13 protein-coding genes are annotated in these 14160 nt (G+C 62.1%); all 13 read left to right on the top strand.

Annotation, left to right across the window (positions count from 1 at the left end):
* Positions 1–20: 20 nt before the first annotated feature.
* The 13 genes from JO965_RS07335 to JO965_RS07395 all read left to right on the top strand — a co-directional run bounded on the left by JO965_RS07335 (position 21) and on the right by JO965_RS07395 (position 14157).
* On the top strand, positions 21–1268 hold the full coding sequence (locus JO965_RS07335) for an extracellular solute-binding protein (RefSeq protein WP_203443028.1): 1248 nt from the start codon (positions 21–23) through the stop codon (positions 1266–1268).
* A 62-nt stretch (positions 1269–1330) separates the two neighbouring features.
* The gene (locus tag JO965_RS07340; RefSeq protein ID WP_203443029.1) at positions 1331–2263 is read left to right on the top strand and encodes a carbohydrate ABC transporter permease; all 933 of its coding nucleotides are present in this window, start codon (positions 1331–1333) and stop codon (positions 2261–2263) included.
* Positions 2260–3114 carry a carbohydrate ABC transporter permease gene (locus JO965_RS07345; protein ID WP_203443030.1) on the top strand — a complete coding sequence of 285 codons (855 nt, stop codon included), beginning with the start codon at positions 2260–2262 and terminating at the stop codon, positions 3112–3114. The genes JO965_RS07340 and JO965_RS07345 overlap by 4 nt, the downstream gene beginning before the upstream one ends.
* A gap of 10 nt (positions 3115–3124) precedes the next feature.
* Complete coding sequence (locus JO965_RS07350) at positions 3125–3796, top strand: N-acetylmannosamine-6-phosphate 2-epimerase (protein WP_203443031.1); 672 nt, start codon at positions 3125–3127, stop codon at positions 3794–3796.
* A gap of 105 nt (positions 3797–3901) precedes the next feature.
* Entirely contained in the window at positions 3902–4846 is a 945-nt protein-coding gene (gene msrP / locus JO965_RS07355) for a protein-methionine-sulfoxide reductase catalytic subunit MsrP (RefSeq protein ID WP_203443032.1), read from the top strand.
* On the top strand, positions 4846–5490 hold the full coding sequence (gene msrQ / locus JO965_RS07360) for a protein-methionine-sulfoxide reductase heme-binding subunit MsrQ (RefSeq protein WP_203443033.1): 645 nt from the start codon (positions 4846–4848) through the stop codon (positions 5488–5490). Before msrP ends, msrQ begins: the two co-directional genes overlap by 1 nt.
* A 62-nt stretch (positions 5491–5552) precedes the next feature.
* The gene (modA, locus tag JO965_RS07365) at positions 5553–6368 is read left to right on the top strand and encodes a molybdate ABC transporter substrate-binding protein (RefSeq protein ID WP_203443034.1); all 816 of its coding nucleotides are present in this window, start codon (positions 5553–5555) and stop codon (positions 6366–6368) included.
* Positions 6365–7060: a molybdate ABC transporter permease subunit gene (gene modB, locus JO965_RS07370; protein ID WP_203443035.1), complete on the top strand. Its 696-nt coding sequence runs from the start codon at positions 6365–6367 to the stop codon at positions 7058–7060. Before modA ends, modB begins: the two co-directional genes overlap by 4 nt.
* The gene (gene modC, locus JO965_RS07375) at positions 7060–8157 is read left to right on the top strand and encodes a molybdenum ABC transporter ATP-binding protein (RefSeq protein WP_203444098.1); all 1098 of its coding nucleotides are present in this window, start codon (positions 7060–7062) and stop codon (positions 8155–8157) included. Before modB ends, modC begins: the two co-directional genes overlap by 1 nt.
* 92 nt (positions 8158–8249) lie before the next feature.
* On the top strand, positions 8250–9515 hold the full coding sequence (locus JO965_RS07380; protein WP_203443036.1) for an aminopeptidase: 1266 nt from the start codon (positions 8250–8252) through the stop codon (positions 9513–9515).
* 169 nt (positions 9516–9684) lie between these two features.
* Entirely contained in the window at positions 9685–11565 is a 1881-nt protein-coding gene (locus JO965_RS07385; protein ID WP_203443037.1) for an ABC transporter ATP-binding protein, read from the top strand.
* 29 nt (positions 11566–11594) lie between these two features.
* Entirely contained in the window at positions 11595–13121 is a 1527-nt protein-coding gene (locus tag JO965_RS07390) for an ABC transporter substrate-binding protein (protein WP_203443038.1), read from the top strand.
* Between the two features lie 115 nt (positions 13122–13236).
* Complete coding sequence (locus JO965_RS07395; protein ID WP_203443039.1) at positions 13237–14157, top strand: ABC transporter permease; 921 nt, start codon at positions 13237–13239, stop codon at positions 14155–14157.
* Positions 14158–14160: the final 3 nt, after the last annotated feature.

Here is a 14160-nt window from a genome sequence, read left to right on the forward strand (position 1 = left end):
CAACAATGAGGGAACTCAAAATGAAACTGACCCGACGCATTCTGATGGGCGCTGCCGCCGGCAGCTTCCTGCTCTCAGGCACCGCCGCCATGGCCCAGACCGAGCTGACCTTCTGGAGCTGGCGCCAGGAAGACAAGGCCTTCTACCAGGACGTCATCAAGAAGTTCCAGGCGAAGGAGCCTGGGATTACCGTGAAGTTCGAGACCTACGCGCCCGAGAACTACCAGACCATCCTGTCGACGGCGCTCGCCGCCGGCCGCGGTCCGGACGTGATCCAGGTGCGCGCCTATGGCAACCTCGAGACCATCGCGACCCCCGGCTACCTGCTCGCCCTCGACAAGCAGAACGTGCCGGAACTGGCGAACTTCCCGGAAGCAGCGCTCGCGGCCGAGACCCTGCGTTCGGACGGCAAGGTCTATGCAGTTCCGTTCGCCATGCAGGCGCAGCTCGTCGTCTACAATAAGAAGATCTTCAAGGATAACGGCCTTAACCCGCCGAAGACTTGGGACGAGATGATGACGCTGGCTCAGGCGCTGAAGGCCAAGAACATCAATCCGTTCTCCAACGGCACGGCAACGGCCTGGCAGAACGAGACGATTGTCGGCGGTCTGCTCTCGTCCATGCTCGGCAAGGACTTCGAAGCCGACATCGTTTCCGGCAAGGCGAACTTCACCGATCCGCGCTTCGTCAGCGCGCTCGCCAAGCTGAAGGATATCAGCCAGTACTTCTCGCCGAACTTCATCGGCGTGGATTATCCATCCTCGCAGCAGCTCTTCGTGGCGGGTCGCGCAGCCATGTTCGCGGGCGGCTCCTATGAGGTGGCGAACTTCAAGAACCAGAACCCGACGCTCGATCTCGGCGTGTTCCCGGCTCCCGTCCTGAAGGCGGGCGACCAGGCGCTGATCGCCACCTATTACGATGGCGGCTACGCAGTGAACGCGAAGACCGAGAAGAAGGACGCTGCGCTCAAGTTCGTGCGCTTCCTCGCCACGCCGGAATACGGCACGGCCTTCACCAACACGCTGAAGAACCTCTCGCCGATCAAGGGCATCAAGATCGAGGATCCGATCACGCAGGATGTGGCGAAGCTCGCCGAGAACTCCATGTCCTACCTGATGCTCGTGCGCTTCCGCTATCAGGAGCCGAGCGGTTCGGTGCTGCTGCAGTCGAACGTGCAGAAGATGCTCGCCGGCCAGCAGACCCCCGAGCAGGCCGCGGCCGAGATCAACAAGGGCATCGCGACCTACTACAAGCCGTTCCAGAAGTAAGACACTGACGAAGAGGCGGCGGGCCGTGAGGTCTGCCGCCTTTTCCTGAAAGAATGCATGTTATGCAAGCCTCGCGCCAACAGCCCCGCACGCTGAAGCACCAATTATGGGTGGCGTTTCTCGTCGTTCCGCCCATCGTCTTCATGTCGTTGTTTGTGGTCTATCCGATCCTCTCGGCCTTCGCCTATGCCTTCTACGATTGGCAGGGGCTGGCACGCGGCGAGTTCGTCGGCCTGAAGAATTTCAAGGAAGTGCTGTTCGGCGCCACCATGGCGCCGGTCGTGTGGAACGCTTTCCTGCACAACGTCTATGCGCTCGTCGCGCTGATGATCATCCAGAATGGCGGCGGGTTCTTCCTCGCCTGGCTTCTCTACAAGGAGCCCTTCGGCTTCCGCTTCCACCGTGTGGCGATCTTCGTGCCGGTGGTGCTGTCGACGATCATCGTCGGCTTCCTCTGGAAGCTTTTCCTCAATCCGAATTTCGGCATCGTCAACCAGGCACTTTATTCGGTGGGGCTCGATTCTTGGGCCAAGCCATGGCTCGGCGATTCCTCGACGGCGCTCGGTTCGCTCATCCTCGCCAATGCCTGGCACTTCGTCGGCTTCCCGGCTCTCGTCTATCTCGCTGGCATGCAGCGCATCCCGCCGGAAGTCATCGAGGCAGCGCGGCTCGACGGCACCAATGAATGGCAGCTTCTGAGGAATATCGTGTGGCCTCTGGTAGCGCCGAGCACCACGATCCTCTTCACGCTGCTCTTCATCGGCGCGTTCAACTGGTTCGAGATCCCTTACGTAATGGTGGGTCTCGACGGTTCGCCCTTCGGCTCCACGGACGTGCTGGGACTTGTCTTCTACCGCACGGCCTTCGGCAACCAGAGCGCCAGCATCCAGAATTTCGGTTTGGGCTCGGCTCTCGCCACGCTTCTTTTCCTCTTCATCGTCGTCTTCGCGTCCATGCTGACCCTGTGGCTGCGCCGTCGGGAGATCCAGTTTTGACCGCCATCACCTCCGATACGCCGGCAACGCGTCAGGCGATTCCCTTCGTGTTGCTCGCTCAGGTCATCCTGATCGCGAACTCCTTCATCATGCTCTATCCGGTCGTGGTGATGGTGCTCTCCGCCTTCAAGACGACGGGCGAGATCTTCGAGCATCCCTTTGCCTTGCCCGATTTCACGCAAGTCGGGAACTTCGCCAAAGTGCTCGGCGAAACCGCGATGCCGATTTATTTCGTCAATTCGGTCCTCGTGACGGGCACCTCGATCATCCTGATCCTCGTGCTCGGCACCATGGCGGGCTATGCGGTGGCACGCTACGAGTCGCGCACCAACACCTTCATCCTGCTGTTCTTCCTGGCAGGGCTGATGCTGCCCTTAAAGCTCGCCGTCATCCCGCTCTTCATCCTGCTGCGGGATCTCGGCCTGCTCGACAGCCGCTGGAGCCTGATCGTCACCTATACGGCCATCGGTTTGCCCTCGACCGTGTTCATCATGGCGGGCTTCCTGCGTACGTTGCCGGCGGAGCTTGAGGATGCGGCGCGCATCGACGGCGCCTCGGAGCCTCGCATCATGTGGTCGGTCATGCTGCCGCTGGCGCGTCCGCCTATGGCGATTGCTGCCATTCAGAACGCGGTGCCGATCTGGAACGACTTCTTCTTCCCACTGGTCTTCATCCAGACCGATTCACGTAAGACCCTGCCGCAGGGGCTCACCACCTTCATGGGCGAATACACCACCGATTGGGGCATGCTGTTTGCCGGCCTCACCATCGCGGCGGCCCCCATCACGCTTCTCTACATCGCCCTGTCGCGCCAGTTCATCCAGGGCATGACGGCCGGCGCGGTGAAGTAGGAGGCGAAAGATGCTGATTCCGAAAGGCGCGCTCGTCGTTTCCTGCCAGGCTCGTGCCGACAATCCGCTGCATGGCCCGGTCTACATGTCCGCCATGGCGCAGGCGGCCGAGGCCGGCGGAGCCAGGGGCATTCGCGCCAATGGCGAGGCGGATGTGGCGGCGATCCGTGCCGTGACGCGGCTTCCGATCATCGGAATCTCCAAAGTATGGGACGACCGCTTTCCGGTCTACATCACGCCGGGCTTCGAGCAGGCTGAGCATATCGCGAAGGCGGGCGCCGACATTATCGGCATCGATGCGACGCCACGTCCGCGCAACGGCGATCCCGTGGAGCGCCTGATCGGACGTATTCGGACCGAGCTTGGCAAGGAGGTCTTTGCCGACATCGCCACCCTGGAGGAGGGGCGAGCCGCCCATGGGGCCGGCGCGACCTATGTTGCGACCACGCTGGCCGGCTACACGGAGGAAACCGCTTCCCGCAAAACCGAGGGGCCCGACCTGGAGCTTCTGTCCGCTCTCGTGGCGGAACTCCCGGTGCCGGTGATTGCCGAGGGGCGCTTCGACACGCCGGAGCTCGTGGCCGAGGCTTTCAGGTGTGGGGCGCACGCGGTGGTGGTGGGGACCGCGATCACGAATCCGCGCGAAATCACGAGAAGGTTTGCCCGGGCTACAAGGCCTTGAGCTCCCGATAAGGCTTTGGAAGAAAAACTGTAACGGAAACGTGAGAGCATCTCTGGCGTTCTCGGGTGTACCCATTCACAATGGGTTTCAAACGAGGTTGATGCCGTGCTGATCCGTCGCCCTGCCGATATCCTGCCGTCCGAAATCACGCCTCGGGAGGTCTATTTCAGCCGCCGCCAATGGATGGCCGGCGCGGCCGGGCTGGCCTTGGCGGCCGCCCTGCCCAAGGGCCTGGAGGCCGCACCCCTCTCCGCCACTAAGAGTCCCTTCTCCACGGACGAGAAGAAGACGAGCCGCGAGGATGTCACGAGCTACAACAATTATTACGAGTTCGGGACCGGCAAGGAGGACCCGGCGGCCAAGGCCCACACCCTCAAGACCTCACCATGGACGGTCAAGGTCGACGGCATGGTCGGCAAGCCCGCCGAGTTCGCGATCGAGGATCTCATCAAGTCATCGGCTCTCGAGGAGCGCATCTACCGCATGCGCTGCGTCGAAGGCTGGTCCATGGTGATCCCCTGGGTCGGCTTCCCGCTGGCAGACCTGATCAAGCGCGTGGAACCTTTGGGGAGCGCGAAATACGTGGCCTTCGAGACCGCCTATCGGCCGGAGGAGATGCCGGGGGTGGATTCCATCTTTCCGGTGCTCGAGTGGCCGTATGTGGAGGGGCTGCGTCTCGATGAGGCCACGAACCCGCTGGCCATCCTGGCGGTCGGCCTCTATGGCGAGACGCTACCGAACCAGAATGGCGCGCCGATCCGGCTCGTGGTGCCGTGGAAATACGGCTTCAAGGGCATCAAGTCGATCACGCGCATCAGCTTCGTCGATAAGCAGCCGGAAACGTCCTGGAACAAGCAGGCCCCGGGCGAATATGGCTTCTACGCCAATGTGAACCCGAGCGTGGACCATCCGCGCTGGAGCCAGGCGACCGAGCGGCGCATCGGGGAGGGCGGATTGTTCGTGAAGCGTCGCCCGACTTTGATGTTCAACGGCTATGCCGAGCAGGTGGCGAGCCTCTATAACGGCATGGACCTTCGGAAGCTCTATTGATGGCGGGACAAGCCTCCGTTCAGGCAGACAAGAAAAGCTTTGCGCTGCCTCAGGTGCCGAAGATCGCCGTCTATATCGTCGGTTTCATCCCGGCGATCTGGCTGTTCTATGCCGGCATCACCGATCAGCTCGGGGCCGATCCGATGCGCTATCTGGAGCAGGGGCTCGGCCTTTGGGCTCTGCGGTTCCTGATCGCGACCCTGACAGTGACACCGCTGCGCCAGCTCTTCAACATCAACCTGCTGCGCTATCGCCGGGCTCTCGGATTGCTCGCGTTTTATTATGCGGCCCTGCACCTCACCACTTATCTCGTGCTCGATCAGGGCCTCGATATGGCGGCAATCGTGGCCGACATCATCAAGCGCCCCTACATCACCATCGGCATGGCGACCTTCGTCATTCTCGTGCCCTTGGCGGTGACCTCCAACAACGCTGCGATCCGACGCATGGGCGGGCAGGCCTGGGCAAAGCTGCACCGCCTCGTCTATGTGGCGGCCATCGGCGCAGCCCTGCATTTCGTGCTCGTGGTGAAGTCCTGGCCGCCCGAGCCGCTCGTCTATGCCGCTATCGTGGCCGCGCTGCTTGGCTACCGGCTAGTCCGCTCCCTGGTGAAGAAACCCTCTCCACGACGGCGGCCAGCTTGAAGGCCTGTCCAGGTTCGTTAGGATGCCTGCGCGGCAGACCATCACCGAGCGGGAGACAGGAGATGCGTTCGAGACGAGCTTCAATCGGCAAATTTGCGAAAGGGATTGTCCTCGGACTGTTTCTCTCAGGCTTCGCGCTGGTTGGCGGGGCCTCGGCCCAGACCAAAGACGTGGTGGTTTTCGCAGCCGCCAGCCTGAAGAACGCGCTCGACGATGCCAGCGCCGCCTGGATGCGCGAGACCGGCAAGCGGGTGACCATCTCCTATGCCGCCAGCAATGCCCTGGCCAAGCAGATCGAGTCCGGCGCTCCTGCGGATCTCTTCTTCTCCGCCGATCTCGACTGGATGGATTATCTGGCCTCGAAGGGACTGATCAGGCCCGAGAGCCGCGTCAGCCTGCTCGGCAATTCTCTCGTCCTCATCGCGCCCAAGGGCTCGACAATGCAGGTTGCGCTCCAGCCCGGGGTCGATCTCGCCGCGATCCTCGGCAGCAACCGACTGGCGATGGGCCACGTGGATGCAGTGCCTGCCGGAAAATACGGTAAGGCGGCGCTTGAGCATCTCGGCGCCTGGAACGGCGTGAAGGACAGGGTCGCGCAGGCAGATAATGTGCGCGCCGCTCTCCTTCTCGTGTCCCGCGGCGAGGCGCCGCTCGGAATCGTCTACAAGACCGATACCGTTTCCGATCCGAATGTGAGCATCGTCGCAACGTTTCCGGAAGAGAGCCATCCGCCGATCGTGTATCCGGTTGCGCTCACGAAGGACTCGACCAATCCTGATGCTCCGGCGTTCCTGGCTTTCCTGCGCTCGGACAAGAGCAAGCCGTTCTTCGACAAGCAGGGCTTTACATTCGTCGGGAAGGCGACCTCCGGTTCGTGACGGATTGGCTTTCCCCAGAAGAATGGACGGCCGTTCGTCTGAGCCTGAAGGTTGCCTTGGTGGCGATGACGGCAAGCCTCATTCCCGGCATTGCCGTCGCGCTGCTTTTGGAGCGCGGCCGGTTCTGGGGGCGGCAGATTCTTGATGTTCTCGTGCACCTGCCGCTGGTTCTGCCGCCGGTGGTGGTTGGCTGGTTCCTACTGATCGGTTTCGGACGGCGCGGGCCCATCGGCTCATTTCTCGCCGAGCAATTCGGCATCGTCCTGTCGTTTCGCTGGACGGGAGCGGCGTTGGCCTGCGCCATCATGGGCTTTCCGCTGATGGTCCGCGCCATCCGCCTGTCGATCGCAGCGGTCGACCGCAAGCTCGAGGATGCCGCCGGCACATTGGGCGCGCATCCCGTCTGGGTCTTCGCCGTCGTGACGCTGCCGTTGATCGTTCCCGGCATCATTGCCGGCATGGTGCTGTCGTTCGCGAAGGCGATGGGCGAATTCGGCGCGACGATCACCTTCGTGTCCAACATTCCCGGCGAGACGCAGACCATCCCGAGCGCCATCTATACCTATACGCAGGTGCCGGGAGGCGAGGGCGGTGCGATGCGGCTGACGCTCGTCTCCATCGTCATTTCCATCGCTGCTCTCTGGTGCTCCGAATGGCTGGCACGGCGGGCGCGTTCACGGATTCATGCGTGATGATCCTCGATGTCGATATCCGGCATCAGCAGGGCGCATTCGTGCTGCAGGCGCGCTTCCAGTCCGATGGCAAGCTGACGGCTCTGTTCGGCCCTTCCGGCTCCGGCAAGACGACCATCGTCAATGCCATCGGCGGTCTCGTCCGGCCAGATCACGGACGGATCGTCGTGCAGGGTGAAATGCTCGTCGACACGAGGAAGGGCATCTTCGTTCCCAAGCACAAGCGGCGGATCGGATACGTGTTTCAGGAGGGACGCCTCTTTCCGCATCTCAACGTACGGCAGAACCTTCTCTTCGGCCGCTGGTTCACGCCTGGGAGGGAGCGGGAAGCGAGCTTCGATGGTGTCGTCGATCTTCTCGGCATCGGCCGTCTGCTCGACCGGCGGCCATCCACGTTATCAGGCGGCGAGAAGCAACGGGTTTCCATCGGGCGCGCCCTTCTGGCCGATCCGCAATTGCTCCTGATGGATGAGCCGCTCGCCTCTCTCGACGATGCGAGAAAGGCCGAGATCTATCCCTATGTCGAGCGGCTGCGCGACGAGGGTGGCGTACCCATCGTTCTCGTCAGCCATTCGGTCGCCGAGATTGCGCGGCTTGCCACATCCATCGTCACACTGTCCGAGGGACGGGTGACGGCATTGGGCTCTGCTTCGGAAATCCTGCGGCATACCAATCTTTTCGCGCAATCCGGTCCGGTGGAAGCCGGAGCCTTGATCGAGGCCAAGGTCTTGAGACATGAGGACGCCTTCGATCTGACCGTGCTTCAGGCCAATGCCGGAGCCTTGATGGTGCCGCGGCTCGATCGTCCCATCGGGGCCACGCTGCGCGTGCGCCTTCGCGCGCGCGACATCATCCTGTCCCTGAAGCGGCCCGAGGGACTGAGCGCGTTGAACGTCCTAGCCGGAAAGATTTCCTCCATCGACGACATCAGCGGGCCGAGCGTCGACGTGATGCTGGATTGCGGCGGCGATAGCCTTGTCGCCCGCGTGACCTGCAAATCGGTGCACGAGCTTGGCCTTGTTCCAGGGCTTTCCGTCCACGCCATCATCAAGAGCATCGCTTTCGATCCGGAGGCTCTTGGTGCGGCAAAGCCGTAGGATATGTGAGATTTTTGCCCATCGAGGTTGCACCGGTGGCGGAGCCGTGTAGCCTCTCCAGCCAACTTTTTCAGCTTCGAGAGACGAGGACCATGAACGAACAATTCCGGAATCCGGCCGATGCCATGTCCCATGCCAAGCTTCTCGACCGCTTGGCGGAGGTCGCCGTCCGCGTCGGGCTGGGGCTGAAGCCGGGACAGGAGCTGGTCGTGACCGCACCGCTCGACGCCGCCGCGCTGGTGCGGCGCATCACGGAGCATGCCTACAAGGCCGGTGCCTCTCTCGTGACGACGATCTTCTCCGATGAGGAGAGCACGCTCATGCGCTTCCGCCATGGGCGCAACGAGGGTTTCGACGCGGCTCCGGCGTGGCTCTATGAGGGCATGGCGGCCGCCTACAAGAACGGTGCAGCCCGGCTCGCCATCGTCGGCGAGGACCCGTCGCTGCTCGCTAAGGAGGATCCGGAAAAAGTTTCCCGTGCCAACCGGGCCCGCTCCAAGGCTTATATGCCGGCGCTCAACATGATCGCGGGCTTCGATATCAACTGGACCATCGTCTCCGCCGCCACGCCGGCCTGGGCCAGGACGGTCTTCCCGGAGGATCCGGAGGAGGTGGCCGTCGCCAAGCTCTGGCAGGCGATTTTCTCTGCCTCCCGCGTCGATACTCCGGACCCCATCGCCGCATGGGAGAAGCACAATGCGAGCCTCCAGGCGCGCACGCGCATGCTCAACGAGAAAAACTATGCCGCCCTTCATTTCCGCGGCCCCGGCACGGATCTGCGCGTCGGTCTCGCGGACGGGCATGAATGGAACGGCGGCTCGACCGCGGCGAAGAACGGCATCGTCTGCAACGCCAACATCCCGACCGAAGAGGTCTTCACCACGCCGCACAAGGACCGGGTCGATGGCATCGTCACCAGCACCAAGCCGCTCTCCTATAACGGTACCCTGATCCAAGACATCCAGGTGCGGTTCGAGGGCGGGCGCATCGTGGAGAGCAAGGCACGCACCGGCGAGGCCGTGCTGAACAAGGTTCTCGACACGGACGAGGGCGCACGCCGCCTCGGCGAGGTCGCCCTCGTGCCTTATTCCTCGCCGATCTCGCAGAGCGGGCTTCTTTTCTTCAACACCCTGTTCGACGAGAATGCCTCGAGCCACATCGCCCTGGGCCAGGCCTATAGCAAGTGTATCCGCAATGGCGGCTCCATGAGTGAGGACGAACTCACCTCGCACGGCTCCAACAAGAGCCTGATCCATATCGACTGGATGATCGGGTCCGATCAGATCGATGTGGATGGTCTCACACAGGACGGAAGGGCAGAGCCGCTGATGCGGGGCGGAGAGTGGGTTACTCAGTAACAAAGGGCTGGCGTTTTTTGCCGCAGCGGATCTATGATCGTCACTATTACCTGATCTGATGCAAACAGAGCTTGACGCATCGGGCCTGTGGCTGTGATTGAAGACAGGTATCAAAGAGGTACTGGTCTTACTCTCCGTAAGGCCGGTGCCTTCGCAAGAGCGAAGATGGATGTCGGACACAGCCAATCGTAACCCTCAAGATCGGGCTCTCCTGTCGGTTCGCTCCCTGTCGGTGGAGTTCGGCGGGGGAAATGGGGCCTTCAAAGCCGTCAAGGACGTCAGCTTCGACGCGCAGCCGGGCAAGACCCTCGCGGTCGTCGGAGAATCGGGATCCGGCAAATCCGTCACTTCTCTCGCGATCATGCGCCTGACCGATTACACGGGCGGGCGCATCACCGGAGGGCAGGTGCTGTTTCGCCCTGACAGGGGCGAGGCCATCGATCTCGTCAAGGCATCAGACAGCAAGCTCAGGGAGATTCGCGGCAACGACATCGCGATGATTTTCCAGGAGCCGATGACGTCGCTGAATCCGGTCTTCACCATCGGCAATCAGATTTCCGAGACTCTGATCTTACATCAGGGCCTCAACGGACGCGATGCACGCCTGCGGGCGAAGGAGCTGCTGCAGAAGGTGCGTCTACCCGATGCGGACAAGCTCCTCGACCGTTATCCGCACCAGCTTTCCGGCGGCATGCGCCAGCGCGTGATGATCGCCATGGCGCTCGCCTGCAATCCGAAACTCCTGATTGCCGACGAGCCGACGACGGCGCTCGACGTGACGATCCAGGCGCAGATCCTCAATATCATCCGCGACCTGCAACAGGAGATGGGGACCGCCGTCATCTTTATCACGCACGACATGGGCGTGGTGGCCGAGATGGCCGACGACGTGGTGGTGATGTGGAAGGGCGAGAAGGTGGAGCAGGCGCCCGTGCGCGACATCTTCGCCGCACCCCAACACCCCTATACCCGCGCGTTGCTCTCCGCCGTACCGCGCCTGGGCAGCCTGAAGGGCCAGCCGCTGCCGAAGCGCACGCCTGTGACGGTGATGGATGGCGGCGTGGCGAAGTCCGTCGGCGACACGCATGAGCAGAACACCGCTGACTACACCAAGCCCATTCTCCAGGTGGAGAAGCTCACCACCCGCTTCGATGTCGGAAAAACCTTCTTCGGCCGCGTGACCCATCGCGTCCATGCGGTGGAGGAGGTTAGCTTCGACATCTATCCCGGCGAGACCCTGGCTCTGGTCGGTGAATCCGGCAGCGGTAAGTCCACCATCGGGCGCACGCTGCAGCAGCTCGTCGAGCCGACGGGCGGCACGGTACGCTTTGACGGGCGTGACATGGCCGCCATGAGCCATGGCGAGCGGCGGCGTCTGCGCCAGGAGATCCAGTACATCTTCCAGGATCCCTTCGCCTCGCTCGATCCGCGCCATACGGTGGGCTACAGCATCGCCGAGCCGATCATCGTCCACGGCCTGATCAACGACAGCAAGGCGCGCGAACGGCGCGTGCATGAATTGCTGGAGCAGGTCGGCCTTCAGCCGCAGCATGCCAAGCGCTATCCGCACGAATTCTCGGGCGGTCAGCGCCAGCGCATCTGCATCGCACGGGCGCTCGCAAGCAATCCCAAGCTCGTCATTGCCGACGAATCCGTGTCCGCGCTCGACGTGTCGATCCAGGCGCAGATCGTCAATCTGCTCATGGAACTGCAGGAGAAGAGACGGCTGTCCTATCTCTTCATCACCCACGATATGGCCGTGGTGGAGAAGATCAGCCATCGGGTCGCGGTGATGTATCTCGGACAGATCGTCGAGCTCGGCACGCGACAGGCGATTTTCGAGAATCCGCAGCATTCCTATACCCGCAAGCTGCTCTCGGCGGTGCCGATTGCCGATCCGCAGCGCGAGCGGGCAAAGACGCGGATCGAGGGCGAAATCCCAAGTCCCGTTCGTCCGGTCGGGCAGGAGCCCGCCATTCATCGCATGCGCGAGGTCGAGCCGGGACATTGGGTTGCGATCGAGCCCGATCAGCTCCGTGGGGCGGCGTGAGATACGATTTTCCAAAGGGAGGCAATAAGATGAAGTTCTCTAACACCATGAAAGCGCTCGGCCTTACGGCCGCTGTCGCCTTGGCGCCGCTGATGGCATCCGGCGCTCAAGCCGCCGGAACGCTGACTACGGCCGTTGCCATCGATCCCGGCAGCTGGGATCCGATCGACACCTTCCTGGTCGACTGGTCGTCTGCCGCCAACAACATCTTCGATGGTCTGACCGCTCGCGGCGCAGATATGAAGCTGAAGCCCGGCCTCGCGACCTCGTGGGAGTTCCTCGACGACAACAATCGCATCCGCTTCAAGCTGCGGCAGAACGTGAAGTTCCACAACGGCGAGCCGTTCAATGCCGCAGCGGTGAAGTTCACCTTCGACCGACTCCTCGGCGAAGAAGGCAAGAAGGGGCCGCAGCAGTCGAACTATACCTCTATCGATCATGTGGAGGTCGTGGACGACAGCACCGTCGATTTCGTCATGAAGCAGGCCGACCCCGTACTGCTGACGAAGCTCGCCGGCTATGGCGCCATGATCGTGCCGCCGAAATACATTCAGGAAAAGGGCGACGCTCATTTCAACATGAATCCGGTCGGCACCGGGCCGTTCAAGTTCGTGGAGTATAGCCCGAAGGTCAACCTGACGCTGGAAGCCTTCCCTGAGCATTGGGGCGGCGCACCGAAACTCGACAAGGTCGTGATCCGCTTCATCTCCGAGGCGAACACGCAGGTCGCCGAGCTCCAGTCCGGCCGCATCGATGTCGCGACGCTCATTCCCTTCGGACTTGCGCCGACGGTCGAGAAGAGCCCCAACCTGAGCCTGCTCAGCATCACCGGCCCGACCGTCGTCGCACTGCGCCTCAACACCAAGGACGGCATTACGAAGGATGTGAATGTCCGCAAGGCGCTCATCATGGGCATCGACCGTGAGGCGATCATCAAGGCCGTGCTCCTCGGCCATGGCAAGCCGATTGCGAGCTTCCAGGCCGATCTGTCCTTCGGCTACGATCCGAGCCTGAAGCCGCTGCCCTTCGATCTCGCCAAGGCGAAGCAGGTGCTGCAGCAGGCGAAGGTCCCGGCCGGTGCACCGGTGCGGATCGACTTCCGCGGCAATGACGCGACCTTCCGCGAGGTGGCGCAGGCAGCCGCCGGCTTCCTCCAGGCTCTTGGCCTCAAGCCCTCGCTCCAGCCGCACGAGCCGCCGGTTCTGCTCAACGATATCATCCCGAACGGCAAGACCGGCGAGGCCTGGCATCAGGCCTGGGGTGGCTGGACCTTCGATTACGACAACACCGCTTACCTGATGTACCATTCGGGCGAGAAGTGGAATCCTTACGACAACGATCCCAAGCTGAATGCTCTCCTTGAGAAGCAGCGCACGATCTATGACGTGAAGGAGCGTGAGAAGGTTCTGCAGGAGATCGCCCGCTACGTGGCCGATCAGGCGCTCGAAATCCCGCTTTACAATCAGAACACGATCTATGGCGTGAACAAGCGTGTGAAGAATTTCGATGCTCCGGCCGACCGCCGCTTCCGTTTCACGGAAACCACGGTGGAATGACTTGAGGATCTTTGGGCATTTGCAGTAAGGGCAGGCGCCCGAAGATCGGACAATACAAGAGAAGGCCCCGCGTAAGCGGGGCCGTTTTTCCAAGCGCCAGAAGAAGGATCACCGCGTGGCGGGCTTCATTCTCAAGCGATTGCTGCAGGCCATCTTCGTGGTCCTCGCGGTGACGCTGATCGTTTCCTTTGCGATCAGGTTGTCGGGCGACCCGGCCATCATGATGATGGGAGGCGGCAACGTCACCGAGGCGGATCTCAAGAACATCCGACAGGCCCTCGGCCTCGAACGCCCGTTCTATGTTCAGTATCTGAGTTTCCTCCAGGGGCTCTTCGTCGGGGATTTCGGGAACAGCTTCATGGGCGGGACGCCGGTTTCCCTGCTCATTTCACGCGCGCTTCCGGCAACACTCCTTCTGGCTTTTGCCTCTCTCCTGACCTCTATCGTCCTATCCGTGCCTCTTGGCGTCTACGCGGCTGTGAACCGTGGGCGCTGGCCCGATCAGCTCATCCGCATCCTGTCGCTTGTGGGCCTGTCCTTTCCGAATTTCTGGCTTGCCATTATGATGGTGCTTCTGTTCTCCATTGTGCTCGGCCTGCTGCCGCCGAGCGGCATGGAGGGGCCGGAGAGTTTCGTGATGCCGGCGCTTACCATGGCGATCATTCTGACTGCCACGAATGTACGCCTCGTGCGCACCTCGATGCTGGAGACGCTGTCGCAGCAATACATCATGGTGGCGCGCTCGAAAGGCCTGCGCGACCGCGTCGTCCTCTACAAGCATGCCCTGCGCAACTCGGCTATTCCGCTCGTCACCTATATCGGTCTGCAATTCGGCGGCCTCATCGGCGGCATCGTCATCATCGAGCGCGTGTTCAACTGGCCCGGCATGGGCACGCTTGCGTTTGACGCTATCTCGAACCGCGACTATCCGGTGCTCCAAGGCACCATCACGGTGCTCGCGCTGTTCATCGTTCTCATCAACCTTCTGGTCGATATCGCCTATGGGCTGATCGATCCGCGTATCCGGACGGAGTGAGGC

It is taken from the genome of Microvirga sp. VF16, from assembly GCF_016864375.1.
GTDB lineage: Bacteria > Pseudomonadota > Alphaproteobacteria > Rhizobiales > Beijerinckiaceae > Microvirga.

Excerpts from the sequence above, each read along its gene's own strand:
- JO965_RS07335 (WP_203443028.1), top strand. The coding sequence starts at position 21 with ATGAAACTGACCCGACGCATTCTGATGGGCGCTGCCGCCGGCAGCTTC.
- JO965_RS07340 (WP_203443029.1), top strand. The coding sequence starts at position 1,331 with ATGCAAGCCTCGCGCCAACAGCCCCGCACGCTGAAGCACCAATTATGG.
- JO965_RS07350 (WP_203443031.1), top strand. The coding sequence starts at position 3,125 with ATGCTGATTCCGAAAGGCGCGCTCGTCGTTTCCTGCCAGGCTCGTGCC.
- msrQ (WP_203443033.1), top strand. The coding sequence starts at position 4,846 with ATGGCGGGACAAGCCTCCGTTCAGGCAGACAAGAAAAGCTTTGCGCTG.
- modA (WP_203443034.1), top strand. The coding sequence starts at position 5,553 with ATGCGTTCGAGACGAGCTTCAATCGGCAAATTTGCGAAAGGGATTGTC.
- modC (WP_203444098.1), top strand. The coding sequence starts at position 7,060 with ATGATCCTCGATGTCGATATCCGGCATCAGCAGGGCGCATTCGTGCTG.
- JO965_RS07380 (WP_203443036.1), top strand. The coding sequence starts at position 8,250 with ATGAACGAACAATTCCGGAATCCGGCCGATGCCATGTCCCATGCCAAG.
- JO965_RS07385 (WP_203443037.1), top strand. The coding sequence starts at position 9,685 with ATGTCGGACACAGCCAATCGTAACCCTCAAGATCGGGCTCTCCTGTCG.
- JO965_RS07390 (WP_203443038.1), top strand. The coding sequence starts at position 11,595 with ATGAAGTTCTCTAACACCATGAAAGCGCTCGGCCTTACGGCCGCTGTC.